The sequence below is a fragment of the Gluconacetobacter takamatsuzukensis genome (assembly GCF_014174275.1).
GTDB lineage: Bacteria > Pseudomonadota > Alphaproteobacteria > Acetobacterales > Acetobacteraceae > Gluconacetobacter > Gluconacetobacter takamatsuzukensis.
The window spans coordinates 40078-63782 of the sequence record NZ_JABEQK010000012.1 but is presented as its reverse complement, the minus strand read 5'-3'; the positions used below and the strand labels follow the sequence as shown (position 1 = coordinate 63782).

18 protein-coding genes and 1 riboswitch are annotated in these 23705 nt (G+C 69.7%); of the genes, 8 read left to right on the top strand and 10 right to left on the bottom strand.

Annotation, left to right across the window (positions count from 1 at the left end):
• The first annotated feature begins 12 nt into the window (after window positions 1-12).
• The 3 genes from HLH27_RS14350 to HLH27_RS14340 all read left to right on the top strand — a co-directional run bounded on the left by HLH27_RS14350 (window position 13) and on the right by HLH27_RS14340 (window position 3214).
• The gene (locus tag HLH27_RS14350; RefSeq protein ID WP_182950726.1) at window positions 13-1269 is read left to right on the top strand and encodes a D-amino acid dehydrogenase; all 1257 of its coding nucleotides are present in this window, start codon (window positions 13-15) and stop codon (window positions 1267-1269) included.
• 97 nt (window positions 1270-1366) lie between these two features.
• Window positions 1367-1471, top strand: a riboswitch (SAM-I-IV-variant riboswitch).
• 57 nt (window positions 1472-1528) lie between these two features.
• Window positions 1529-2572 carry a threonine aldolase family protein gene (locus HLH27_RS14345; protein ID WP_182950725.1) on the top strand — a complete coding sequence of 348 codons (1044 nt, stop codon included), beginning with the start codon at window positions 1529-1531 and terminating at the stop codon, window positions 2570-2572.
• 15 nt (window positions 2573-2587) lie between these two features.
• Complete coding sequence (locus tag HLH27_RS14340; RefSeq protein ID WP_182950724.1) at window positions 2588-3214, top strand: LysE family translocator; 627 nt, start codon at window positions 2588-2590, stop codon at window positions 3212-3214.
• 182 nt (window positions 3215-3396) lie between these two features.
• Here the strand turns inward: HLH27_RS14340 and HLH27_RS14335 are convergent, their stop codons facing one another.
• Both HLH27_RS14335 and HLH27_RS14330 read right to left on the bottom strand, forming a co-directional pair.
• On the bottom strand, window positions 3397-4239 hold the full coding sequence (locus HLH27_RS14335) for a PhzF family phenazine biosynthesis protein (RefSeq protein WP_182950723.1): 843 nt from the start codon (window positions 4237-4239) through the stop codon (window positions 3397-3399).
• Between the two features lie 35 nt (window positions 4240-4274).
• Window positions 4275-4445, bottom strand: a complete 171-nt coding sequence (locus HLH27_RS14330; protein ID WP_182950722.1) for a hypothetical protein — start codon at window positions 4443-4445, stop codon at window positions 4275-4277.
• Window positions 4446-4619: 174 nt separating this feature from the next.
• Here HLH27_RS14330 and HLH27_RS14325 point away from each other — a divergent pair, with 174 nt between their 5' ends.
• Window positions 4620-6038: an aminotransferase-like domain-containing protein gene (locus HLH27_RS14325; RefSeq protein WP_182950721.1), complete on the top strand. Its 1419-nt coding sequence runs from the start codon at window positions 4620-4622 to the stop codon at window positions 6036-6038.
• A gap of 95 nt (window positions 6039-6133) precedes the next feature.
• Here the strand turns inward: HLH27_RS14325 and HLH27_RS14320 are convergent, their stop codons facing one another.
• From HLH27_RS14320 to HLH27_RS14305, 4 genes are all read right to left on the bottom strand, one after another.
• Entirely contained in the window at window positions 6134-7954 is a 1821-nt protein-coding gene (locus HLH27_RS14320; protein WP_220790428.1) for an ABC transporter ATP-binding protein/permease, read from the bottom strand.
• A gap of 19 nt (window positions 7955-7973) precedes the next feature.
• On the bottom strand, window positions 7974-8846 hold the full coding sequence (locus tag HLH27_RS14315) for an extracellular solute-binding protein (RefSeq protein WP_182950719.1): 873 nt from the start codon (window positions 8844-8846) through the stop codon (window positions 7974-7976).
• Between the two features lie 53 nt (window positions 8847-8899).
• Window positions 8900-9526, bottom strand: a complete 627-nt coding sequence (locus tag HLH27_RS14310; protein WP_182950718.1) for a trimeric intracellular cation channel family protein — start codon at window positions 9524-9526, stop codon at window positions 8900-8902.
• A gap of 89 nt (window positions 9527-9615) precedes the next feature.
• Window positions 9616-11598, bottom strand: a complete 1983-nt coding sequence (locus HLH27_RS14305; RefSeq protein ID WP_182950717.1) for a M61 family metallopeptidase — start codon at window positions 11596-11598, stop codon at window positions 9616-9618.
• 764 nt (window positions 11599-12362) lie between these two features.
• Here HLH27_RS14305 and HLH27_RS14300 point away from each other — a divergent pair.
• Genes HLH27_RS14300 through HLH27_RS14290 form a run of 3 tightly spaced genes read left to right on the top strand, consistent with a single transcriptional unit; the run spans window position 12363 to window position 18134 of the window.
• Window positions 12363-13514 (top strand): efflux RND transporter periplasmic adaptor subunit, encoded by a 1152-nt coding sequence (locus HLH27_RS14300; RefSeq protein WP_182950716.1) that lies wholly within the window; start codon window positions 12363-12365, stop codon window positions 13512-13514.
• Complete coding sequence (locus HLH27_RS14295; protein ID WP_182950715.1) at window positions 13507-16599, top strand: efflux RND transporter permease subunit; 3093 nt, start codon at window positions 13507-13509, stop codon at window positions 16597-16599. The genes HLH27_RS14300 and HLH27_RS14295 overlap by 8 nt, the downstream gene beginning before the upstream one ends.
• Window positions 16596-18134, top strand: coding sequence for an efflux transporter outer membrane subunit (locus HLH27_RS14290; RefSeq protein ID WP_182950714.1), 1539 nt, complete (start codon window positions 16596-16598; stop codon window positions 18132-18134). Before HLH27_RS14295 ends, HLH27_RS14290 begins: the two co-directional genes overlap by 4 nt.
• 82 nt (window positions 18135-18216) lie before the next feature.
• Here the strand turns inward: HLH27_RS14290 and HLH27_RS14285 are convergent, their stop codons facing one another.
• From HLH27_RS14285 to HLH27_RS14270, 4 genes are all read right to left on the bottom strand, one after another.
• Window positions 18217-18702, bottom strand: a complete 486-nt coding sequence (locus HLH27_RS14285; RefSeq protein WP_182950713.1) for a hypothetical protein — start codon at window positions 18700-18702, stop codon at window positions 18217-18219.
• Window positions 18699-19490: a dienelactone hydrolase family protein gene (locus HLH27_RS14280; RefSeq protein ID WP_338029919.1), complete on the bottom strand. Its 792-nt coding sequence runs from the start codon at window positions 19488-19490 to the stop codon at window positions 18699-18701. Before HLH27_RS14280 ends, HLH27_RS14285 begins: the two co-directional genes overlap by 4 nt.
• Before the next feature lie 308 nt (window positions 19491-19798).
• The gene (acs, locus tag HLH27_RS14275) at window positions 19799-21736 is read right to left on the bottom strand and encodes an acetate--CoA ligase (RefSeq protein ID WP_182950711.1); all 1938 of its coding nucleotides are present in this window, start codon (window positions 21734-21736) and stop codon (window positions 19799-19801) included.
• A gap of 189 nt (window positions 21737-21925) precedes the next feature.
• Window positions 21926-23368 (bottom strand): helix-turn-helix domain-containing protein, encoded by a 1443-nt coding sequence (locus HLH27_RS14270; RefSeq protein WP_182950710.1) that lies wholly within the window; start codon window positions 23366-23368, stop codon window positions 21926-21928.
• A 146-nt stretch (window positions 23369-23514) separates the two neighbouring features.
• Here HLH27_RS14270 and HLH27_RS14265 point away from each other — a divergent pair, with 146 nt between their 5' ends.
• Window positions 23515-23685: a hypothetical protein gene (locus HLH27_RS14265; RefSeq protein WP_182950709.1), complete on the top strand. Its 171-nt coding sequence runs from the start codon at window positions 23515-23517 to the stop codon at window positions 23683-23685.
• Window positions 23686-23705: the final 20 nt, after the last annotated feature.

Here is a 23705-nt window from a genome sequence, read left to right as displayed (position 1 = left end):
CGATACCCAATCATGAAGATCATCATTCTCGGCGGCGGCGTGGTCGGCGTGACCTCGGCCTGGTACCTCGCGCAGGCCGGACACGCGGTCACGGTCATCGACCGGCAGCCGGCGGCCGGGCTGGAAACCAGCTTCGCCAATGCCGGCCAGGTCTCGCCCGGCTATTCCTCGCCCTGGGCCGGGCCGGGCGTGCCGCTCAAGGCCGTGCGCTGGCTGATGATGGCCTATCGCCCCTTCGTCTTCCGCCCGATGGCCGACCCGCACCAGTGGCGCTGGCTGGCGCAGATGCTGGCCAACTGCACCAGCGCCGCCTACGACCGCAACAAGGGCCGCATGGTCCGGCTGGCGGAATATAGCCGCGACGTGCTGGCCGACCTGCGGGCCAGCACCGGCATTGCCTATGACGACCGCCAGCAGGGCACGTTGCAGGTCTTCCGCAAGCAGAAGCAGCTGGACCATCTCGGCGAGGACCTGCGCGTGCTGGACCAGTACAAGGTGCCGTACGAACTGCTGGATGCCGCCGGCTGCGTGCGGGCCGAACCCGGGCTGGCGGCGGCCCAGGGCAAGCTGGTCGGCGGCCTGCGCCTGCCGGGCGACGAGACGGGCGACGCCCACATCTTCACCCAACGCCTGGCGGCGATGGCGGCCGAACGCGGCGTGACCTTCCTGTATGACACCACGATCCGCGGCCTGCACCGCGAAGGCGGCCGCATCGCCGGCGTCGAGACAAGCCGGGGCCGGATGGATGCCGATGCTTACGTGCTGGCACTGGGCAGTTTCTCACCCGCCATGGTGCGGAGCCTCGGGCTCGACCTGCCGATCTATCCGGTCAAGGGCTATTCGATCACTGCCCCGATCGTGAATGCGGCGCGCGCGCCGGTCTCCACCGTGATGGACGAGACCTACAAGATCGGCATCACCCGGCTGGGCGACCGCATCCGCGTCGGCGGCACCGCCGAGCTGGCTGGCTTCAGTACCACGCTGCGCGCCCCGCGCCGGGCGACGCTGGAACATTCGCTGACCGACCTGTTCGCCGGTGCGGGCGACGTGCCCGCCGCCACCTTCTGGACCGGCCTGCGCCCCATGACGCCCGACGGCACGCCGATCATCGGCCCCACCGCCATCGACAATCTGTACCTCAATACCGGCCACGGCACGCTGGGCTGGACCATGGCCTGCGGCTCGGGCCGGGTGCTGGCCGACATCCTCTCGGCCCGCAAGCCCGACATCGCGCACGAGGACCTGGCCCTGAGCCGCTATCGCGCCTGAAAAGACGGGGGTGCGAGGGGCGCTGCCGGCGTTGCGGCATGCGTTTTTCGCGCCCCGATGCCTCGCTTGCCGCCGCCAGGGTGCTGCGATATGGTGCGCGCCGCATCCAGAGCCGGGCCATCCCGGCACCAACCTGCATCCGAGCAAGGTGGCGTTCCCGTTCCGGGAAGATGTGGCCGATCCGGCAAAAAACGGACCGCTACCTCAAGTCATCGATCCTCGTGGTGCCTGTAGCAAGCGAGGAAAGGCAGCGATCACGATGCCCCAGACACAGCAATTCGCCAGCGACAATTACGCGGGCATCTGCCCCGAGGCCCTGCGGGCGATGGAAGAAGCCAATCGCGGCTCCGCCACCGCCTATGGCGACGATCCGTGGACGCTGCGCGCGGCCGACGCCTTTCGCCGGACGTTCGAGACCGATTGCGAACTGTTCTTCGTCTTCAACGGCACGGCCGCCAATTCGCTGGCGCTGGCGTCGCTGTGCCAGTCGTACGAAAGCATCATCGCCGCCGACATCGCCCATGTCGAAACCGACGAGTGCGGGGCACCGGAATTCTTCTCGAACGGCGCCAAGATCCTGGTCGGCCGCACCACCAACGGCAAGCTGACGCCGGAGACGATCCGGGGCTTCGTGCTGGGCCGCACCGACATCCATTTCCCGCGCCCCAAGGCCGTGACCATCACCCAGCCGACCGAGACCGGGCAGGTCTATACGCTGGACGAGATCCGCGCGATCTCCGCCACCTGCCGCGAACTGGGGCTGCGGCTGCACATGGACGGCGCGCGTTTCGCCAATGCCATCGAAACCCTGGGCTGCTCGCCGGCCGAGATGACGTGGCAGGCCGGCGTCGACGTCATGAGCTTCGGCGGCACCAAGAACGGCATGGCGATCGGCGAGGCCGTGATCTTCTTCGACCGCGCGCTGGCCGAGGGTTTCGATTACCGCTGCAAGCAGGCGGGACAGCTTGCATCCAAGATGCGCTTCCTGTCCGCGCCGTGGGCGGTAATGTTCGAAACCGGCGCATGGCGCATCCATGCCGCCCACGCCAATGCCTGCGCCCGGCATTTCGCGAACCAGGTCGAGGGCCTGCCGGGGGTGGGGATCATGTTTCCCGTCGAGGCCAACGGCGTGTTCCTGAAACTGCCCGATTCCCTGATCGAGGGGCTGCATGCGCGGGGCTGGCGGTTCTACACCTTCATCGGCGGCAGCGCCCGCTTCATGTTCGCGTGGGATTCCGAAATCGCCCGCGTGGACATGCTGGTTGCCGATCTGCGCGCCCTCGCCACCGCCGACGCGGCATAGGAACCCGGCCCCGTCATGACGCTGCAATCGTGGCTGCTGTACCTCAACGCCGTGTTCCTGCTGTCGGCCATTCCGGGGCCGAACATGACGCATATCATGACCGCCAGCATCCGCTACGGGGTGCGGCGGACGATCCCGGACATGGCGGGCTGCCTGCTGTCGCTGGTCGCACTGATGGCGGCCTCGGCACTGGGGCTCAGCGCCGTGCTGGCGGCATCGCCCATCCTGTTCGCGATCCTGAAATGGGCCGGCGCGCTCTACCTGATCCAGCTTGGCGTGCGCGGCTGGCTATCCCACGCCCCCACGGCGCGGGATGAGGGCGCGACCGTGCCGCCGCTGGCCTGGCATGCCGCGCTGCGCACGTCGTTCCTGGTCGGGGCCAGCAATCCCAAGGCGATCGTCTTCGCGGCGTCGTTCCTGCCGCAATTCGTCAACCCCGCCGCCGCACAGGCCCCGCAATACGCGCTGCTGATCGCGACCTCGGCGGTGGTGGAGGTGCTGTGGTACCTCGTCTATGCCGGCAGCGGCGCCCGGCTGGCGGCGGTGCTGTCCCGCGCCACCTGGCGCCGCCGCATGCAGCGGACCAGCGGCGCGCTGTTCATCCTGTTCGGCTGTGTCCTGCTGCTGCACAACCCGAAATAAGAGGCTGTTTCAAAAGCCCCGCTAGCGGCGGCCTGACGGCGGTTTCCTGCGCTTCGGTGCTCACGGCCATCAAGGCCGCTCCGCTCCGATGCTCGAAAACCACCGCCAGACGCGTGGCTGGCGCCACGCTTCCGCTCACTATCGGAGCTTTTGAAACAGCCTCTAAGGGCTCGAAATAAGGGCTACAGCGTGACCTGCCCGGCGATCCGGGTCACGGTCTCGCCGCCGATCCAGATCCCGGCTTCGTCCCGCGCCACCCGGACCCGCCCCATGCGCCCCAGCACCGTTCCCTGGCTGGCGACATAGGATGGCGGGGCCAGGCCGGCGCCGATCAACCATGCTGCCAGTCCCGCATTCAGGCTGCCGGTCACCGGGTCCTCGAAGACCGCGGCGCCGCCGGTAAAGGCCCGGACCTCGAACTGGGCCGCATCGCCGTCGCGCGCCGCATCCCACGGCGCGACCAGCCCCACGGCCCAGCCCGCCAGGGCCTGGGAATCGGGCCGAAGCGCCAGCAGTTCCGCCCGGTCGCGCACCATCAGGCCCAGCCAGCCGGGGCCGTTATCCACCCAGTTCGCCGCCACCACCCGGTCGGCGGACAGGCCGAGCCCACGCATGACGGTTTCCAGGTCCGACGCCCCGACCGGCCCCGCGCGCCGCAGGGGCGGGGCGGCAAAGGCCAGCCCGTCGCCGTCGCGCCGCACCGTCACCAGCCCGGCGCCGCATTCCTGCACCACATCGCGCCCAAGCGGCACGCCGCCCATGGCCAGCCAGACATGGCACGACCCCAGGGTCGGATGACCGGCGAAGGGCAGTTCCTCCTCGGGCGTGAAGATGCGCACCCGGTAGTCGGCGCCGGGGCGCGTGGGCTTCAGCAGGAACGTCGTCTCGCTCAGGTTCATCCAGTTCGCGAAGGCCGCCATCTGCCCGTCATCCAGCCCGTCCGCCCCCGCGACGACGGCCAGCGGATTGCCCTTCAGCGGTGCCGCCGCGAAGACATCGACCTGATGAAATGCACATGTTGTCATTGTCTCTCTCTCTCCGTCTGCCCCTCGGCGCCCCCCTATCCCGGGAAGACACTGCCCAGCGCCATCAGCACGATAAGGCCGAGCAGGATCGCCAGCCCGATCCCCGCCCCTTCGAGGTGATGCCGCACACGCTCCGACAGCACGATGCGCTCCGTCCGGACCCGCTGCCGCAGCCGCCCGGCCCCTCTTCCCACGATAGAATTCATTGTCCGTTCCCCCTCCCGCCCATGGCATGCGCCATGGATTGCGAGGCAAATTGTACTATTACAATTTGACAATTCCTCTTCGGTCCCGAGTTTTGTCCCACAAAACTTGACCGTCAATTTCTATATTGTCATAGTTCAATGCAGCGAAACTCACCTGCCGGATCAACGACAATCATGTGGCGCCCCGATATCCCGCCCCCGCCGGGCCCCCTCTATTCCCGGCTGGCCGACGCCATGGAGCGCGACGTGGCTTCGGGGCTGTTGCCGGCGGGCAGCCGCCTGCCGCCCCAGCGCGAGCTTGCCTTCGCACTGGGGCTAAGCATCGGCACCGTGACGAAGGCCTATGCCGAGGCCGAACGGCGCGGCCTGCTGGTGGCCCAGGTCGGCCGTGGCTCGTTCATCCGGGATGCCAGCCCCGACATCACGATCGCCACCAGCTTCGATCCCGCGCCGTTCGCCCCGCAGGCCGCCCCGCCGGCCGCCACCATCGATTTGCGCTGCAACGTGCCGCCGCGTGTCGGACTGTCGCGGGCGCTGGAGCGCGCGGTCGCGGACCTGGCCGCCACCGGGCATCTGGAATCGGCCGTGCAGTATATCCAGGCCAGCGGCCTGCGTTCGGTGCGCGAGGCCGGCGCGGCGTGGCTGGCGCGCCGCTACGGACTGGCGTGCGATCCGGCCGACCTGATCCAGTGCAATGGCGGCCAGCATGCGATTGCGCTGGTGCTGTCCTCGCTCTGCCGGCCGGGCGACACGGTGCTGTGCGAATCCGCCACCTTCTACGGCGCCCGCACCGCCGCCGAGCATCTGGGCCTGACATTGCGCGGCGTGGCGATGGACGAGGAAGGGCTGATCCCCGCCGCGCTGGAGCGCGCCGCCGCCGAGACCCGCGCGCGGGTCCTGTTCACGCTGCCGACCCTGCAGAACCCCACGACGCGGACGATGAGCCTGTCCCGCCGGCAGGACATCGCGCGGATCGCCCGGCAGCACGACCTGACGATCTTCGAGGACGATGCCTATTATACCTACGCCGATCCGGCCGACCGTCCGCCGCCGATCGCCACCATCGCGCCGGAACGCACGGTCTATCTGGCCAGCATTTCCAAGGGGCTGTGCCCGGGTTTGCGCCTGGCCTTCGTCACGCTGCCGCCCAATGTGGCGCGCGAGCGGATCATGCGCGGCATCCGCGCGCTGGGCTATTGCCCGCCGGCACTGGGCGGGATGATCTTCGCCCGTTGGGTGGCGGACGGCACCGCCGATGCCCTGGCCGACGCGGTCCAGGCCGAAACCGCCGTCCGGCTGGCCATGGCACACCGGGTCCTGGGCCTTGCCATCGACCCGCCGGGGGCGGTGCGTTCGCCCCATGTCTGGGTGCCGCTTCCGCCGCTGGCCGCCCAGCGCACCCTGAACCGCGCCCTGCGCGCCGGGGTGGAACTCACGCCCCCCGAAGCGTGCAGCGTTTCCCGCGACGCCGATTCCGGCCTGCGCATCTGCCTGGGCGCTCCGGACGACCACCCGGCCCTGGAACGGGCCCTGCATATCGTCCGCGCCGCCATCCGCGACCCTGCGACCAGCGAGGCCACCAGCATCGTCTGACGGGCGCCGATCATGGCACCGTCTCGCCTGCCTGTTTTTCACGAACAGAGCGGAGTCTTTCCGTTCTTTCCCGCAACGGGAACAGCAAGCCGCCGTTACGCCGCCGGCCAGATCTGCAGACAACGCGGGTCGATGCTCACCCGGCACGGGCCGTCCGCCATGCAGGACGGGTCAGCCAGGATCTCCAGTTCGGCATCGCCCAGCAGCAGCCGCATCGGGCGCTGGCCGTCGCGTACCGCGCCGCGCCACAGGATGCGCGCGGGATAGGCGCCATCGTCCATCGGCCGGATCTGGTGGGGGCGGGCCGACCAGCGCACCCGCGTGCCCGGCGGTGGCAGATCGGCCGCCTCGCCGTCCGGGTGCCCGACCAGCAATGCCACGCCCTGCCCGACATCGATCCGGCCGTCCGGCAGAACCACCCCGTCGCCGATCGCCTCGGCCCCCAGCAGGCGGGCGGCCAGGTCGCTGCCCGGCCGGGCGAAGACGGCGGCGGCCGGGCCGGCGCGGATGATGCGCCCGCCATCCAGCAGCACGATGTCCTCGGCCATCGCCAGCGCCTCGGCCGGGTCGTGCGTCACCAGGACCGTCAGCACGTTCATGCCGCGCAGTACGGCCAGCACCTCGCGCCGCAACCGCGCGCGCAGCGGCGCATCCAGCGCCGAGAACGGCTCGTCCAGCAGCACCAGGTCCACCCTGCGCCGCGACAGGGCACGGGCCAGCGCCACACGCTGGCGCTGGCCGGGCGAGAGTTCGTCGGGGTAGCGGCCCGCCAGATCCTCCAGCCCCAGCGCGGCCATCCACGCCGCCGCCCGGTCAGGCACGCAATCCACCGCGAACCCGACCTGCCGCGCCACCGTCAGATGCGCCGGCAACCCGTACCCCTGCGGCACATAGGCCACCGCGCGCCGTTCCGGCGGCAGCGGCGACAGGTCTTGGCCATCGAGCCTAACCTGCATCCCCGCCATGCCCTCCAGCCCCGCAATCGCCCGCAGGGTCATCGATTTTCCCGATCCGGAGGGGCCGAGGACGGCGATGCGCCGCGCCCGGCTTTCCAGCCTCAGCTCGAGGGTAAAGCCCGGCAGGGCGCGGTGGAGCGCCAGCGCCAGATGGCGCGGGGGTGCCTCGGCCGCCCCGCTTTCGGCCAAAGGCGGCAATAGGCCTGTCCGGGTTGGGGCCTGCCGGGCAAGGGGCCGCGTCAGCCAGTGCCCCGCCGCCATCACCAGCACGGCCAGCCCCAGCGTCGGCGCCAGCACTGGCAGCATGGACGGCAGCCCGGCCTCGCCGAACGCGACATAGGTAAAGACCGGCAGCGAATAGGGATGATAGGCAAGCATCACGGTCGCGCCGAATTCGCCGAAGGCCCGCAGCCACGCCAGGACCAGTCCTGCCAGGATCGGCCGCCACGCCAGCGGCAGGCTGACGCGGAGGAAGATGGCGCCCGGCCGGTGCCCCAGCGTCGCCGCCACATCCTCCAGCGCCGGATCGATGGCGGCAAAGGCCGAGCGCGCGGCAATGATCAGGAAAGGTGCCGCCACGAACATCTCGGCCGCGACGATGCCGGCGAAATGCTCGCTCAGCCCCAGCGCGCCCAGCGGCCCGCCATAGCCCAGCAGGAACAGCAGCAGTACCCCGCCGGCCAGGGGCGGCAGGGCGAGCGGCAATTGCACCGCCCCACCCAGCAACGCCGTCCACCAGCCCCGTCCCCGCGCCAGCACATAACCCAGCGGAATGCCGAACAGCCCGATCAGCAGGGTCGCGATACCGGCACTGGCCACCGACACGCCGGCGGCACGGGACAGGGCCGCACGATCCACCCCGGACCAGTCCGCATCGCCCAGCCGCAAGAGGCCCGCGGCGAACGGCGCCAGCAGCCACAGGCCGAGAAGACAGGCCAGAAACCTGACGGCACCGGGCATCCGCCGCATCGCCGGCCCGTCAGGAATGGATCAGCGGCCGCAACGGCGCGGGCATCGTCCCGCCATCGCCCACCACGGCCGGCGGCACCGTCTCCAGCCCGTGCTGCCGCAGGATCGCGCCCCCGGCCTGCCCCAGCAGGAAGGCGACGAACCGCGCCGCCCCTTCCGGGTTCGGCGCATCGCGCAGGATCGTGACCGAATAGCGGGCCGCCAGCGACAATTCCGGCGGCAGGGGAATGGTGGGGATATGCAGGTCGGCGGTTTCCATCGCGTAGAAGAACCCGACATCGATCTGCCCGGATTGCAGGCGCCCGACCAGGTTTTCCTCGGGCCGCACCTGCCCGGCCGTGTCGTTGCCCATGATCCGCGCCGCCAGGTCCGGCTGGCGATAGAACGGCCCGGCCTGCTGGAGCATGCGGACCGTCAGCGCCCCTTTCGGGTCCAGTACCGGGTCGGTGCGGCCGATCCGGATGCCGGGCCGTTGCAGGACCTCGTACCAGGGCCGTGTACGCAACGCATCGGCAAAGGCGCTGCGCGGGTTGTAGCCGATCACCAGCGGCGAGCGCGCGAAGACGACATACCAGCGCACATGGTCGCCCTGCCCCGCCCCCAGCCGGTCGTTCAGCGCCGGATCGGCGCTGATGAAGACATCGCCGCGCCGCAACCCGCCCCGGATCTGGTTGACCAGCGCCCCCGACCCGCCCGCATAGCCGCGAAAGACATCGTCGCCGGTCGCATCGAAGGCGGGGCCGATCCCGCGCTCCATCAGGTTCAGCAGCGAGCCCGCATACAGCACGTCCACCGTGCGCCCGCCCCGTGCCCAGGCCGGCCCCGGCACCGAAACCGGCACGGGCAGCATCGCCGCCCCCAGCAGCATTGTCCGACGTCGCATGCGCCCCGCCTTTTTCCACGACCGGCGGCAGCATAGCACCCGGCATGGATTTGTCAGCGCACGGCGCCGGGCAGGTTCCAGCCATAGCGCAGGGCCGTCAGCCGCAGGCCGAAACAGACCAGCCCGCCCGCCACCGCCCCCCAGGCCACCGGCACCGCCAGCCGCCGGCAGGCGACGACCACCGCCGCGCCGGCCAGCGCGGCGGTGGCATAGATGTCTGACACCAGGATCAGCGGCACGCGCGCCAGCAGCAGGTCGCGCATCACGCCGCCACCCACCCCGGTCACCATGCCCATCAGGGCCGCGCCCAGCGGCCCGGTCCCGCGCGACAGGGCCTTCTCGGCCCCCGCGACGGCAAACAGCGACAGGCCGGCGGCATCCAGCCCCGCCAGCACCGCGCCCCCCGGCACGGGCCGCAGGGCGGGCGGCAGCAGGAACACCACCAGGCCGGTCAGGAAGGCCAGCGCCGGATAGCGCCAGTCGCGGATCGCGCTGGGCGGCACGGCGCCGATCAGCACGTCGCGGATCATGCCGCCGCCCAGCGCGACCACGCAGGCCAGCACCATGATGCCGAACAGGTCGAGGCGCCGCGCGGAGGCAACCATCGCGCCCTCGGCGGCGAACACGACCGTTCCCGCCAGGTCGGCAACCAGCACGACCGAAGCCAGTGTGGGGCGCATGTCAGTGCCCCACCGCCCCGTCATGTCGGGGCGGAAGACAAAGGCGCACGCGCATCAGCACCGCGCCCGCAGGCCCCCGCCCCCGCTCTTCAGTGACGCGCGGCCAGGATGTCGGCCAGCATGTCGGGCTTGCCGTCCACGCGCTCCAGATGCGGATAGCGCAGCCCGCCATGATAGGGCACCGACACCGTCACGTACCGGTCGCCTTCCTGCAGCAGCAGCGCGATCGGCGCGGCATGCGCGTCCTTGGCCGCGACGACCGCGTCGCGCAGCACGTCGGCGTCATACGCATCGCCGTTCACCGCGATCAGCTTGGCATCGCGGGTGATCCCGGCCTGCCAGGCGGGGCTGCCCCATTCGACATTGCTCAGCGTGCCGCCCTTGCCGATCATGATGCCCAGCGAGAAGCTGAAATCCGTCACGTGGCGCATGGAGGCGACCGACGAGACATATTTGTTCGGCTTGTCCGTATAGACCAGCCGGTAGCCGGCGCGGGTGAACCCGTCCAGCGGTGCATGCTCCGACGTCTTGTCCAGCCGCTGGTGCAGGAACGCGGCCCAGTCATAGGGCTGGATGTCGTTCAGCGCCTTCACCACGTCGTCGAATGCGTAGGTGCTGGTGATGAAGCTGCCGTCATTGGTGCCGAAGAAATGGCGCGCCACATCGTCCAGCGAATGCTTGCCGCCCGAAAGCTGGCGGATCAGCGTATCGGCATCCAGCCACACGAGCTGGCCTTCCGAATAGTAATCCTCGCTCCGCTGCCAGCTCCGCCACGACAGCGGCGCGCGCCGCGCGATCACCGGGTCGTTCGTCGTGTCCAGCAGCGGCCGCCAGGTGCGCCCGCGCCGCGTGTCGTACATCGCCGCCACCTCGGCCAGCGCCTCCTCCACCTGCGGCACCGTCATCAGGCCCGCGCGCGCCGCCAGGACATAGCCCCAATACTGGGTCTGCCCCTCATAGACCCACAGGCCCGACCCGCGCTGGGGCGTGTTGAAGTTGGGCGCCCACAGGTCGGCCGGCCGGCGATACTTGCCGTTCCACGAATGGGTATATTCGTGCGCCAGCAGGTCGCGCGCCGCGAACGTCTTGTCCCATTCGGTAAAATAGCCGCGCGGGCCGCTGTTTTCGCTGGACTGGTGATGCTCCAGCCCGATCCGCCCCAGCTCGTCGGTCAGCGCCAGCAGGAAATCGTAATGGTCGTAATGATGCGAGCCGTAGAGCAGGTTCGCCTGCGTCACCAGGGCGCGATGCGTCGCGATCTGCGCGTCGGTCGCCTCCAGCTCCTCCGGCTTGTCCGCCACAAGGTCCAGCGACACCGGCACCACGGCGCCCGGCGCCAGGTCGATGCGGCGGAAATAGCGCCCGGCAAACAGCGGGGAGTCGACCAGCGTATTGAACGGCACCGGCTTGAAGGTCACGACGTCGCCCGCCGTCACCTGCGCGCGCAGGGCCGTGCCATACTGCCAGCCCCGGGGCAGGCGCAGGCTGGCCTCCACCGGGATCTGGCGCGTGAAATAGCCGGCCGGATACAGCGCCACCTGGTTCCACTGCACGTTCAGCATCCCGGGCGTCATCACCATGCGCCCTTCCTCGGGCGACACGGGCGACAGAAGCTGGAACGACACATCCAGCGCATGCGCCCCCTTGGGCACATGGATATGGAAGGCGCTGACCGCCACGCTGTCGCGCACCCAGTCGAGCGTCGTGCCGCCGGCCTTGACGACCAGGCCGCCGAACTGGTCCAGCGAGCCGGTCGGCGAATGGTCGCCCGGCAGCCACATCGGGTAGAACAGCGGCAGGTCGCCGCCGGTCGCCGCCAGCGCGGCCGGCACCGGCACGGTCTCGTGCACCGTCATGATATGGCGCGTCAGGTCGGTGGCATCGACCGACAGCCGGATGGTGCCGCCGAACGGCACGTCGCGCGGCGCGGGAATGGAATCCGGCAGCGCCAGGGGTTGCGGCTGCGGCTGGCTGTCGGCCGCGTGCGCGCGCTGCGACAGGCCCGCCACGCCGACGGTGGCCAGGGCCGTGGACAGGGAAAGGGCGAGAATGCGTTTGGAGAGCGGACGCAAAGGGACAACCTTTCAAGATTTTTCGGGAAATCGCAGGCGCGCCGGGACGCGTGGCCCGGCAATCACATTCCGCAATGACATGAAATCCAACCCCCGTCACGCCGGCTGCCGGCACCCGGGCGCATCCGGCACCCCCGCCGGTCGGAGAGCACGGAAAAGGGACGTGAAATTTTCATGACATATGCGAATTCCGCATTCTCTCATGAAAGAATATTAAATAACCATCATCTTACCGTTATGATTTTGCAAAAGTTTGTAATATTTAATCGGTCGCCTTACCTGCCTGCCGCGCCCGGGCCCTCCGGGCCGGGCCTCGGCCGGATCGGCCCGATATAAAAGCGAAGACCGTGCCAGACCTGATACAGACAGATGTTTTCATTTCGTTTTTTACAGCCCTCCTTTTCCGCCCCCCGGCCGGTCCCCGTTCCCGCCCCGCTGCCGCCGGTCGTGCCGCCCTTTCCGCGCCCGTCGCCGGCCCGCGGCGACACCCCGGTCCGGCCCCCGCCACGGCCGTGCGCCATGCCGAAACGCCCCCTGCCGCGCCCCCATGGACAATGGTTCGGATCGTCGCTAGTGGCAGCGCGCGGTGCCGGGGCCTGACGGGTCCGGCGCGCGCCACACATCACGAGCCCAAGCGCCCTCCCGCCCCAGAACGGCCCCCTTCTTCCCGTAACACGATAATCTTGTACAGAATCGGTCCCGGCCTGGCCCCTGTTCGAGGGATCGGGTGGCGCCTTCTCTTCCAGGACTTCAGGCTCAGGCCCATGCACCAGACCGCGCCCGCGACATATCCGCAGTTCTTCTTCCGGTCGTCCGGCCGCGCCTTGCGTCCTGTCGCGGCCGGGCTCGCGGTCTGCGCCATCCTGTTCGGGGGCCTCGCATGCGCCCGGGCCGATACCGCCATGGTCCGCGACGACCATGGCCGGCTGACGGTGGCCCCGGATTCCCCGCTGGCCGCGCGCCTGTCCGTCACCTCCGTGACGCTCGCCTCGCCCAGCCGTACCATTCCCGTCCCGGGCGAGATCAGGGCCGAGCCGTCGCAGTCGCTGTCGGTGATGACGCCGGTCGCCGGCGCGATCGTCAGCCTGCCGGTCTCCGCCGGCGACCATGTGACCCGCAACCAGGTGGTCGCCGAACTGGCATCGGGCGACATGGCCCTGGCCACCACCGACGCCACCAAGGCCCGCGCGGGGCTGGACTATGCGAGGCGGGCCCTGGCCCGCGCCCAGGGGGTCGCCAGCGCCGGCGGGGCCGCGACGCGCGACGTGGAATCCGCCCGCAACGCCTGGCTCCAGGCCCAGGCGGAAGACGACCGCGCCACCGCGCGGCTGGCCGCCCTGCGCGCCCAGCCCGGACAGGGCGGCGTGATCAGGCTGACCGCGCCGATCGACGGCACGGTGTCGGCGGTCAACACCGCCGCCGGCGCCTTCGTCACCGACCCGACGGCGCCGCTGATGACGATCGTGGGCACGGGGCAGGTCTGGGCCGTCGCCGCCGTGCCGGAAAACCTGGCGGACACGGTCCATGTCGGGCAGCAGGCCGACATCACCGTCGCCGCCCGGCCGGGCCTTACGGCCCACGGCACGATCGCGGCCATCGAGCCCGCATTGCAGGCCGATACCCGCACGCTCCAGGCGCGCGTGGTGCTGGCCAACGACGACGCCATGCTGAAACCGGGCATGTTCGCCACCGTGACCATCCTGACCCCGCAGCCCCCGCGCATCATGGTCCCGCAATCGGCGCTGCTGATGAACAACGATACCGTCACGGTGTTCGTCGAGACCGCGCCCCACACCTACAGGCGGCGCGAGATCGAGATCATCTACGACGACGGCGACCTGTGCGAGGTCATCTCCGGCCTTTCGGCCGGCGATCGCGTCGTGACCCAGGGCGCGGTGCTGCTGAACGATGATTAATCGCTTTATCGCCACCTGCCTGCGGCAGCGGCGCGTCGTCTTCGCCGCCATGATGATCCTGGTCGCCATGGGCGCAGTCTCGTGGCACCTGATCCCGGTCGAGGCCTATCCCGACCTGGGGGCGGTCAACGTCCAGGTCACGACCCAGGTCCCGGGCCTGGCGGCCGAGGAGATCGAGCAGGAGGTCACGATCCCGCTGGAACGGCTGCTGGCCAGCACGCCGGGGCTGGTGGACAGCCGCTCCAGCTCGACCTTCGGCCTGTCGCTGATCACCCTGATCTTCAGCGACGGCACCGATGTCTATGCGGCGCGCCAGCATGTCTCCGAACAGCTCGCCCAGGCCATGCTGCCCACGGGCGTCATCCCCACGCTGGGCCCGATCACCGGCCCGTCGGGCGAGATCTACCGCTACACGCTGGAATCCGACGGCCGGAACCTGATGGAACTGTCCGACATCCAGAAATGGATCGTCATCCCGGCGCTGATGCAGGTCCCCGGCGTCGCGGCGGTCAACAATTTCGGCGGCTTCACCATCGAGTACCAGATCGTCCTCGATCCGCAGTCCCTGTTCCGCTACGGCGTCGGCGTCAACGACGTGATCGCGGCATTGCAGGCCAACAACGCCAATGCCGGCGGCGGCCGCGTCACCCGGGGCGACCAGTCCTATATCGTGCGCGGCGTCGGCATGGTCCATACGCTGGCCGACATGGGCGCCATCGCCGTGACCCAGCACAAGGGGGTGCCGATCCTGATCCGCGACCTGGGGGAACTGCAACTGGGCCACCAGGTGCGCGAGGGCATCCTGGGCCTGAACGGCAACGCGGACACGATCGAGGGCATCGTCACGATGCTCAGCGAGCAGAACCCCTCGCTGGTGCTGCGCGACCTGCACGCCACCGTCGCGCGGCTCCAGACCCAGCTTTCCTCGTCGGGCGTGAAGATCGTGCCCATCATCGACCGCGACAGCCTGGTGCGCACGACGACCGACAAGGTCACGCATACGGTGATCGAGGGCGTGGGGCTGGTGTTCCTGATCCTGGTCCTGTTCCTGGGCAGCCCGCGCAGCGCGATCGTCGCCGCCGTGACCATCCCGCTGGCGCTGGCCACGGTCTTCGTGCTGATGCACCTGCTGCACATGCCCGCCAACCTGTTCTCGCTCGGCGCCATCGATTTCGGCGTGATCGTGGACGGCGCCATCGTGGTGACCGAGGCCATCCTGCGCATCCGCGAGGAACATCCCGACCACAAGATGGACGAGGGCGATATCCTTGCCGTCACCCGGCATGTCGGCCGCGCCATCGTCTTCGCGACCCTGATCATCATCATCGCCTACGGCCCGCTCTTCGCCTTCGAGGGCGCCGAGGGCCGGCTGTTCCGGCCCATGGCCTTTACCGTCAGCTTCGCCCTGATCGGCGCGCTGCTGTGCGCCACCACGCTGACGCCGGCCCTGGCGTACCTGGCCATGCGCAAGCCGCACCGCCTGTATCACAACGTACCGCTGGAAAAGCTGCACCATGCCTACCGGCGCGGGCTGGGGCACATGGTGGACCGGCCCTGGGCGGCCTACCTGGCCGGTGCCGTCGCCTTCTGCCTGGTGGTGTGGCTGGGCGCGCGCACGGGGCGCGAGTTCCTGCCCGACCTCGACGAGGGCTCGCTGTGGCTGCAGATCCAGCTTCCCTCGGGCCTGTCGCTGGAAAAGGCCAGCGCGATGGCCGACGAGATCCGCGACGCGATCCGCGCCTTCCCCGAGACCAGCTACGTGGCGACGCAGATCGGCCGCAACGATTCCGGCACCGACCCGTGGAGCCCCTCGCATATCGAGGCCCCGGTCGGCCTGACCCCGTACGGCACTTGGCCGCACGGCGAGACCCGCGTGAAATTCATCCGCCGCCTGCATGACCGGCTGGCGCAGATCCCCGGCATCAGCTTCGGCATCAGCCAGCCGATCGCCGACAACATGAACGACCTGGTCGGCGGCGCGCACAGCCCGCTGGTGCTGCGCGTCTATGGCGACGACCTGAAGGAACTGCGCCATATCGGCACCCATATCGTGGAGGTGCTGCGGCAGGTGCCGGGCACCGCCGATGCCTCGATCTTCCAGGAACCCGAAATCCCGCAGCTGGACGTGACGGTCGACCGCGCGGCGGCGGCGCGCTACGGCGTCAGCGGCACCGACATCATGAACGTGGTCCAGAACATGGTCGGCGATGCCGCCGTGGGGCAGGTCTATGTGGGCGACCGCATCTACGCCATGACCGCGCACATGAAGCGGCGCCTGAACAACAACCTCTCCGCCATCCGGCAGATTCCGCTGACGGGCCTGAACGGCGCGCGGGTCCCGCTGGGGCTGGTCGCCCGCGTCTCGCTCCAGACCGGCGAGGCGAACATCGCGCACGAGATGAACCACCGGCAGATCACCATCCGCGTCGATAACGGCCAGCGCCCGCTGTCGCAGTACCTGGCCGACGCCCAGGGCCGCATCGCCGGCCAGGTGCATTTCGACCCCGCGCGCTACCGGCTGGAATGGGCCGGCACCTTCCAGCAGGAAGAACGCGCCCAGGCCAGGCTGACCGTGGCGCTGGCCATCATGTTCGGGGTAATGCTGGTGCTGCTGTTCGGCCAGTTCGGCTGCCTGCGCCAGGCGCTGCTGGTGCTGGCGGTGGTGCCCATGGCCACCCTGGGCGGGCTGGTGGCCCTGAACCTGCGCGGCGAGACGCTGAACATCGCCACCGCCGTCGGCTTCATCGCCCTGTTCGGCGTCGCGATCCAGAACGGCATCATCATGATCTCGGCCATCAACCGCCTGCGCGACGAGGGCATGCCCCTGCGCGACGCGGTGCTGGAGGGCGCGGGCGAGCGGTTCCGCCCCGTGCTGATGACCGCGACCGTCGCCAGCATGGGCATGCTGCCCGCCGCCCTGGCCACGGGCATCGGCACCGATGTCCAGCGCGGGCTCGCCACCGTCGTCGTCGGCGGGCTGGGCATCGCCACCCTGCTGACCCTGTTCATCCTGCCCACCTATTATTGCGAGCTGGAAGCCTGGTACGCCCGCCGCGCGCCACGCCGGAAGGGAGACCCGACATGACCGCCGCGCCCGCGCGCCGCCCCCCCGCGCGCGCCCTTCCGCCCCGCCGCTGGCGGCCCCTGCTGTGCGGTGCCGGCCTGCTGGCGATATTGGCGGATCTGGGCGGCTGCGCGGTCGGGCCGAACTTCCATCACCCCGCGGCCCCCGCCACCGATTTCGCGCAGGCCGGGCGCCCCGCCCGGACCGACAGCGTGGCCGGCACCGACGGGCAGGCCCAGACCTTCCGCCCCGGCGCGGACATCCCTGCCCAATGGTGGGCGCTGTTCCGCTCCCCGGCGCTGGACCGGCTGGTCCGGCACGCGCTGGCCAACAGCCCGACCCTGGATTCCGCGCGCCACGCGCTGCGCGTGGCGCAGGAAAACCGCGCCGCCCAGGCGGGCGTGCTCTATCCCAGCATCTCGGCCAGCTTCAACCCGGCGCGCTTCAAGACCTCGCGCACCTATTCGCCGGTGCCCAACAGCAACAGCTGGCTCTACACCGTTCATACGGCGCAGCTGAACATCTCCTACCAGGCCGATATCTGGGGCGGGCTGCGGCGCGGGATCGAGGCCTCGGGCGCCCAGCGCGACGCCGAACGCTACCAGCTGGAAGCCGCCTACCTGTCCCTGACCGGCGAACTGGTCCAGGCCGCCATCGCCTACGCCGCCCTGCGCGCGCAGGTCGACACGGTGCAGGAGATGATCGCCAGCCAGCACCAGATCCTGGACTCCGCGACGCGCCAGATGGCGCTGGGCCAGATGGCCGATTCCGACCTGGCGGTGCAGCGCGCCCAGCTTGCGCAGGACGAGGCCACGCTGGTCCCGCTGCGCCAGCAACTGTCGCAGCAGCACGACCAGATCGCGGCGCTGGCGGGCGACATGCCCGACGACCCGACACCCGATTTCACACTCGACGGCTTTACCCTGCCGCAGGACCTGCCCGTCAGCGTGCCCGCCCGACTGATCGACCAGCGGCCGGACCTGAAGGTGGCCGAGGCCGACTGGCACGCCGCCTGCGCGCAGGTCGGCGTCGCCATCGCCAACCGCCTGCCCAACCTGCAACTCAGCGCCCAGCCCGGCGTGGCGGCGGCCTCAATCGGCCAGATGTTCGTCCCCGGCTACGGCCAGTGGATGATCGCCGGCATGGTCTCCCAGCCCCTGTTCCAGGGCGGCCAGCTGATGCACCAGGAACGCGCCGCCCGCGCGCAGTACGAGCAGGCCGCCGACGAATATCGCGCCGCCGTCGTCTCCGCCGTGCAGGACGTCACCGACAGCCTGAACGCCGTCAGCTTCGACGCCACCGCCCTGGTCGCCGACACCAACGCCGAACGCGCGGCCACGCGCGGTCTCGACATCGCCCGCGCCCGCCTCGCCTATGGCGACGCCTCGCGGGTGGACATGCTGCTGGCCACCCAGACCGCCCTTCAGGCCCGCCTCACCCTGGCCCAGGCCCGCGCGGCGCGCCTGTCCGACACGGCCGGCCTCTTCCAGTCGCTGGGGGGCGGCTGGTGGAACCGTCACGATGCTCCCGCTGCCCATGGGGGGTGGCCGCCGTAGGAGGCAAGGGCGCTGCCCTTGACCCGCCAAAGGGCAGTCGCCCTTTGGAAACCCATTCGTTATCAAATGATCGGGGTGTGGGTCAGCAGGTCAGGACGCCGCCGATTTCCCGGCATACGCCCTGGGTCGCGCCGGCCCCGTCGCGCATGATCCAAGCCCCGGGGCCGGTCGACGTTACGGTCACACCCTGCCGCTGCACTGCGATCCGCCGGTCGATATCGTTCCGCAACGCCTGCTCGCGCTGCCATTGCTCCGGCGTTGCGGGCGCCGACCCTCCCCGCTGCCCGCGCGCCGCGTCCAGTGCCGCGCGGTCGCGTTCGATTGCCCGCTGCTGACGCGTCCGCACCGCCAGGTCCTGCTGGCGGATCGCCGTGTCCGCCTCCATCCGCCGCCGCGCCCGGTCGGCCGCCGACGCCACGCTGTCGCCCTGCATGATCCCGGAGGGGGCGATCCGCCCCGGCGGAATGCCGGCAGGATATCCCTGCGACCAGGCCGCCGACCGCCCCGACAGCAGCGCCACCGCCGTCAGCACAGCCAGCCCGTACCGCAGCACCCGCGCGTCCTTCATGGTGCCGCCTTCGCAAACTGCGTCGCCAGCCACCCGCGCATCAGTGCATAGGATTGCCGCGTCGCATCCTCGTTGTACCGGCACATGCCCGTGGCGCCGGTCGCCTCGGTCTCGGTAAAGCAATGTACCGCATGCCCGATCGTCACGAACTGCCAGGCCGTGGGCACCTGGCTCATTTCCCGCAGAAAGGCCGGCAGGTCCGGCATCGTCCACTGGTCGTCCGCCCCGTTCATGACCAGCAGCGGGGCCCGGATCTTGCGCGCCAGTGCCGGGTCGTCGGTCGCCAGCCCGCCATGGAACGAAATCGCCGCGCGCAGATCCGCCCCGCTGCGCGCCAGGTCCAGCACCGCCGTGCCGCCGAAACAGAACCCGATGGCCGCCAGACGCGACAGGTCGATCGGCGCCGAGGCCGCCTGCGCCCGCAATTCGGCCAAGGCCCGCACCATCCGCCGCCGCAGCAGCGCCCGGTCGGCCATCAGCGGCTGCACCGCCGCCTTGGCCTGCGCATCGTCGGCCGGGCGGACCGAGGCCCCATACAGGTCGGTCAGCAGGATGACGTACTCATGCCCCGCGATCATCCGCGCCTTGTCGATGGCGATCGCGTTCACCCCATGCCAGTTGGGCACCATGACCAGCCCGGGCCGGCGGCCCGACACGGCATCGTCATAGACCAGCACGCTGTCAAACCGCACGCCGTCCTGGCTCCAGCTCACGGGCCGCGTCACCATCCGCGCCACGGCCTCGCCCGGCCCGCCGCAGGCAGCGGACAGGGCCAGACAGGCAAGCACAGCAAGTCTCCACCAGGATCGCATTATTTTCCTCCCCCTCGGCATCGCGTGCGCGAATCGGCCCGCCACTGGCACCGATCCAGTCCGCCCGGCGCACCGCATCGACCATATCGGCATCGAGGCCGCGACAGGGTGCGATCTTGTGATGCCAATGGATGGTCGCGCGAACAAGCCGGCCGTCCAAAGGGACACCCGGCAACATGCGCGGCGGAACCGGGTGCGCGATCCGCGGGAGGCAGGCTCGCCGGCCCCTTGCCCCGCTCCCCTTCAGGGCAGGAAGGCGGGCAGGATATCCTGCCCGCCGCCCCTTATTTCGCCGCGCCGACCACGGCGATCAGCCGGTCGACGATCGTCGCGTCGGCCAGGGTCGACAGGTCGCCCAGCCCGTCCAGTTCGTGGCAGGCGATCTTGCGCAGCAGCCGGCGCACGATCTTGCCCGAGCGCGTCTTGGGCAGGTCGGGCACCAGATAGACCCGCTCGGGCACCGCATAGCGCCCGATGCCCTTCGTCACCGCCAGCGTCGCGGCCTCGGCCAGTCCGGACTCCGCCGCGTCGCGCGCCACCGCGAACACGACCAGCCCTTGGCCTTTGATATCGTGCGGAACGCCAACCGCCGCGCATTCGACGAAGCGATGGTCGGTCGCCACCACGTCCTCGACCTCGGCGGTCCCGATCCGGTGGCCCGAGACGTTGATCACGTCGTCGATGCGCCCGGTGATCCAGTAATAGCCGTCGGCATCGCGCCGCGCCCCATCGCCCGAGAAATAATAGCCGGGGCTGAAGCTGAAATAGGTCTGCCGGAACCGTTCATGCCCGCCCCAGATGGTGCGCGCCTGACCCGGCCAGGAACGGCCGATGCACAGGCAGCCCTCTCCTTCGCCTTCGATGACCTCGCCCTTGTCCGTCAGCAGCACGGCCTGCACGCCGGGCAGCGGCAGGGTGGCCGATCCGGGCTTCTGCGGCACCGCGCCGGGCACGGGCGCGATCAGGATGCCGCCGGTCTCGGTCTGCCACCAGGTATCGACCACCGGGCAGCGGCCGCGCCCGACGGCCTCGTGGAACCACACCCACGCATCGGGGCTGATCGGCTCGCCCACGCTGCCCAGCAGGCGCAGGCTGTCCAGCGCATAACGCTTCACCACCGCATCGTCGTCGCGCATCAGCGAGCGGATGGCCGTCGGCGCAGTATAGAAGGTCGTGACCTTGTGGGTATCGATCACCTCCCACCACCGTCCCGGCGCGGGGTAGGACGGCAGGCCCTCGAACAGCAGCACGGTGCCGCCATTGGCCAGCGGCCCGTAGACCACATAGGTGTGCCCGGTGATCCAGCTGATATCGGCCGTGCACCAGAACACGTCGCCCGCCCGATGGTCGAACACCATCTCATGCGTGAACGAGGCCCACACCATGTAGCCGCCGGTGGCATGCACCATGCCCTTCGGCTTGCCGGTGCTGCCGGAAGTATAGAGCAGGAACAGCGGGTCCTCGGCCTCCATTTCCTCGGCCGGGCAATCCGGCGATGCCTGCGCCAGCAGCGGCGCCAGTTCCAGGTCGCGCCCTTCCTGCATCGGCAGGTCCAGGCCGGTCACGGCCAGCACCAGCATGTGCCGCACGCTGGGCACGCCGCGCGCCAGGGCCTCGTCCATCACGGTCTTCAGCGCGATCCGCTTGGGGCCGCGCCGCGCCTCGTCGGCGGTGATGACCGCCACCGCCCCGCTATCGTTCAGCCGGTCGGCCAGCCCCTCGGCCGAAAACCCGCCGAACAGCACCACATGCAAGGCGCCGACCCGCGCGCAGGCCAGCATCGCCACCACGCCCTCGACCACCATGGGCAGATGGATCGCCACACGGTCGCCCCGGCCGACCCCCAGCCCGCGCAGCACGTTGGCCATCCGGCAGACGCGCTCGTGCAGCGCGCGATAGGTCAGGCGCTCGACCTGCGATGCCTCCTGCCCCTGCCAGATCAGGGCGATCTGCTCGCCCCGCTCGGCCAGATGGCGGTCCAGGCAGTTGACGCTGGCATTCAGCCGCCCATCCGCGAACCAGCGGATCGACACGTCATCGGCGAAGGACGAGCCCGACGCGACCGTGGGGCGCCGCGCCCAGTCCAGACGCCCGGCCTGGCCGAGCCAGAATTGTTCCGGATCGCGCGCGGCGTCGTCGGTCATCTGGCGCAGGCGGGCACCGTCGACGCCGGCCTGCGCGGCGAAGGACGGCGGAACCTGGAAAATTTCTTTGTCTGACACTGTATTTTCAATCCACCTGTCTGATCGGTTCGAACGCCGATTTCTTGGTTGGGGGGATGTACAGTCCCCAATATAGAGATTTCATCTCCACTGCACGAGCCCAATTTCAGGTCGGGATGCCCCGATCGCTGAAACTTCCGGGGCCCACCCGGGTTCGCGGCCGTTTCGCCGGCTTGCGTTTTTTCCCGATCACCCTCCTCCGCCCGGGCGCTCCGGCCCGGTATCGAGCGTGAACGGCAGCGCATCCCGCCGGTTGATATCCAGCGCCAGGCGATGGTGCAGCGGCGGATGCGCGCGCGACCGGCATTCGGTCCAGTCGCACAGATGGCAGGAAATACCGACGGGAATGGCCGGCGCCTGGAGATTCAGCCGGTCGGAGTAAACGATTTCCGACGCGCGGGTGATATCGCACCCCATGGCGATGGCATGAACCGGTTGCAGGTCGTTCCAGCCGGTCGAAATGCCCGATACCGTCCGCGCGAAGCACAGGAATGTCCGCCCGTCGGTAAACTGCGCCACCTGCGCCTGCGTCACGCCCGGCGTGGCGAAGCAGGTATTGGCATTCCATTGCGGGCAGGAATGTCCCTGCCGGGGCACCGGAAAACCGCAGGCGGAGAAACTCTTTGTCATGTTTCCCGCAGGATCGGTGCGCACGAAGAAGAACGGCACCCCCCGCTCGCCCGGCTTCTGCAAGGTCGAGAGCCGCTGCGCCGCCTGCTGGTAGGACACGCCGAACCGCGCCGAGAGAATGTCCAAATCGTAGCGCAGCGCCGCCGCCGCCGCCAGGAACGGCGAATAGGGCATCAGCAGCGCGGCGGCGGCGTAGTTGACCAGCCCGATCTGGATCACGATGCGCGCATCGTCGGTGCTGGGCGCGATCTCCTGCAACAGCGCCTCGATCACCTCCCGCCCTTCCAGCAGCATCAGTTGAAAAGCCAGTTGAAATCCCCGGCTTTCCCGCGGCAGCAGGTCGGACAGCAGCAGCAGCCGGCTGTCGGGGTCGTAGCGGCGGAATGCCCCGTCCAGCGCGGTGATCCGCACCACGATGCCATGATGCTGGCGCAGCCGGGTCGCGATCATGTGGTTGCTTTCCGACGGCGCCACGGCCTCGCCATCCGGCAGGCGGGCCGTGCGCGCCATCTCGGCGCGCACCTGCTCCGCCAGCTCTTCCAGTTGCGGAAAATGGTTCAGCCGCTCGTCATAGACCAGCCGGGCCTCGTCCTGCGGCAGGATCACGCGCGTGCCCGTCGGCAGCATCAGGCGGGTCGCGTCGTGATGCGCGGCGCGGAACGCCTGGTGCAGCGTCAGCACCGCCCGCGCGGCCTCGGGCTGCGCCGCCAGTGCCGCGATTTCCTGCGCCGGCACGCCGTGCGCGCCCAGCAGCGGGTCGGACAGCGCCTGATGCAGCAGCCCCTCCATCCGCTGCTCGTCCACGCCCGACAGGGCCTCGATGGAGACATCCAGCGCCCGCGTCAGCTTGATCAGCAACGACGCCGTGACGCTGCGCTGGTCGTGCTCGATCAGGTTGAGGTAGCTGGGCGAAATGCCCAGCCGGACGGCCAGCGCCTGCTGCGACAGCGAGCGTTCGGTCCGAAGCCTGCGGATGATGCGACCGATGCGGGTCGGGGACATGTTTATTTACCCGTTTTTACAAATAATCAGATCAGTATGTAAATGGTTTTACACCATTCATGACTGGGCGTCTCCTTTTGTCTGGCATCGACTTCATGGGTCTCCTTAACTGAAGCCACAGGATGATCGAAGAGGAAGATTCGTCAATGCCCGTCGAATCCATCGCCATTTTAAACGCTGCCCCGGCCCGTGCCGCCGCCCTGCGGCCGGTATGGGGCGCGGGCGGCATCCTTCGGCCGTTTCTCCCGCTCCATGCCGGCCACCCCGCCGGCACGGCGGGCCGCCTGCTCCTGCACAGCCACAGGACCCGTTTCTGAGCCACGCCGGCCTGTCCGCC

Bases quoted from the DNA above. Each gene is read 5' to 3' on its own strand.
- HLH27_RS14315 (WP_182950719.1), bottom strand. From the start codon at position 8,846: ATGCGACGTCGGACAATGCTGCTGGGGGCGGCGATGCTGCCCGTGCCG.
- HLH27_RS14335 (WP_182950723.1), bottom strand. From the start codon at position 4,239: ATGACAACATGTGCATTTCATCAGGTCGATGTCTTCGCGGCGGCACCG.
- HLH27_RS14270 (WP_182950710.1), bottom strand. From the start codon at position 23,368: ATGTCCCCGACCCGCATCGGTCGCATCATCCGCAGGCTTCGGACCGAA.
- HLH27_RS14350 (WP_182950726.1), top strand. From the start codon at position 13: ATGAAGATCATCATTCTCGGCGGCGGCGTGGTCGGCGTGACCTCGGCC.
- HLH27_RS14330 (WP_182950722.1), bottom strand. From the start codon at position 4,445: ATGAATTCTATCGTGGGAAGAGGGGCCGGGCGGCTGCGGCAGCGGGTC.
- HLH27_RS14325 (WP_182950721.1), top strand. From the start codon at position 4,620: ATGTGGCGCCCCGATATCCCGCCCCCGCCGGGCCCCCTCTATTCCCGG.
- HLH27_RS14295 (WP_182950715.1), top strand. From the start codon at position 13,507: ATGATTAATCGCTTTATCGCCACCTGCCTGCGGCAGCGGCGCGTCGTC.
- HLH27_RS14310 (WP_182950718.1), bottom strand. From the start codon at position 9,526: ATGCGCCCCACACTGGCTTCGGTCGTGCTGGTTGCCGACCTGGCGGGA.
- HLH27_RS14345 (WP_182950725.1), top strand. From the start codon at position 1,529: ATGCCCCAGACACAGCAATTCGCCAGCGACAATTACGCGGGCATCTGC.
- HLH27_RS14300 (WP_182950716.1), top strand. From the start codon at position 12,363: ATGCACCAGACCGCGCCCGCGACATATCCGCAGTTCTTCTTCCGGTCG.
- HLH27_RS14290 (WP_182950714.1), top strand. From the start codon at position 16,596: ATGACCGCCGCGCCCGCGCGCCGCCCCCCCGCGCGCGCCCTTCCGCCC.
- HLH27_RS14340 (WP_182950724.1), top strand. From the start codon at position 2,588: ATGACGCTGCAATCGTGGCTGCTGTACCTCAACGCCGTGTTCCTGCTG.
- HLH27_RS14285 (WP_182950713.1), bottom strand. From the start codon at position 18,702: ATGAAGGACGCGCGGGTGCTGCGGTACGGGCTGGCTGTGCTGACGGCG.
- HLH27_RS14265 (WP_182950709.1), top strand. From the start codon at position 23,515: ATGCCCGTCGAATCCATCGCCATTTTAAACGCTGCCCCGGCCCGTGCC.
- HLH27_RS14320 (WP_220790428.1), bottom strand. From the start codon at position 7,954: ATGCCCGGTGCCGTCAGGTTTCTGGCCTGTCTTCTCGGCCTGTGGCTG.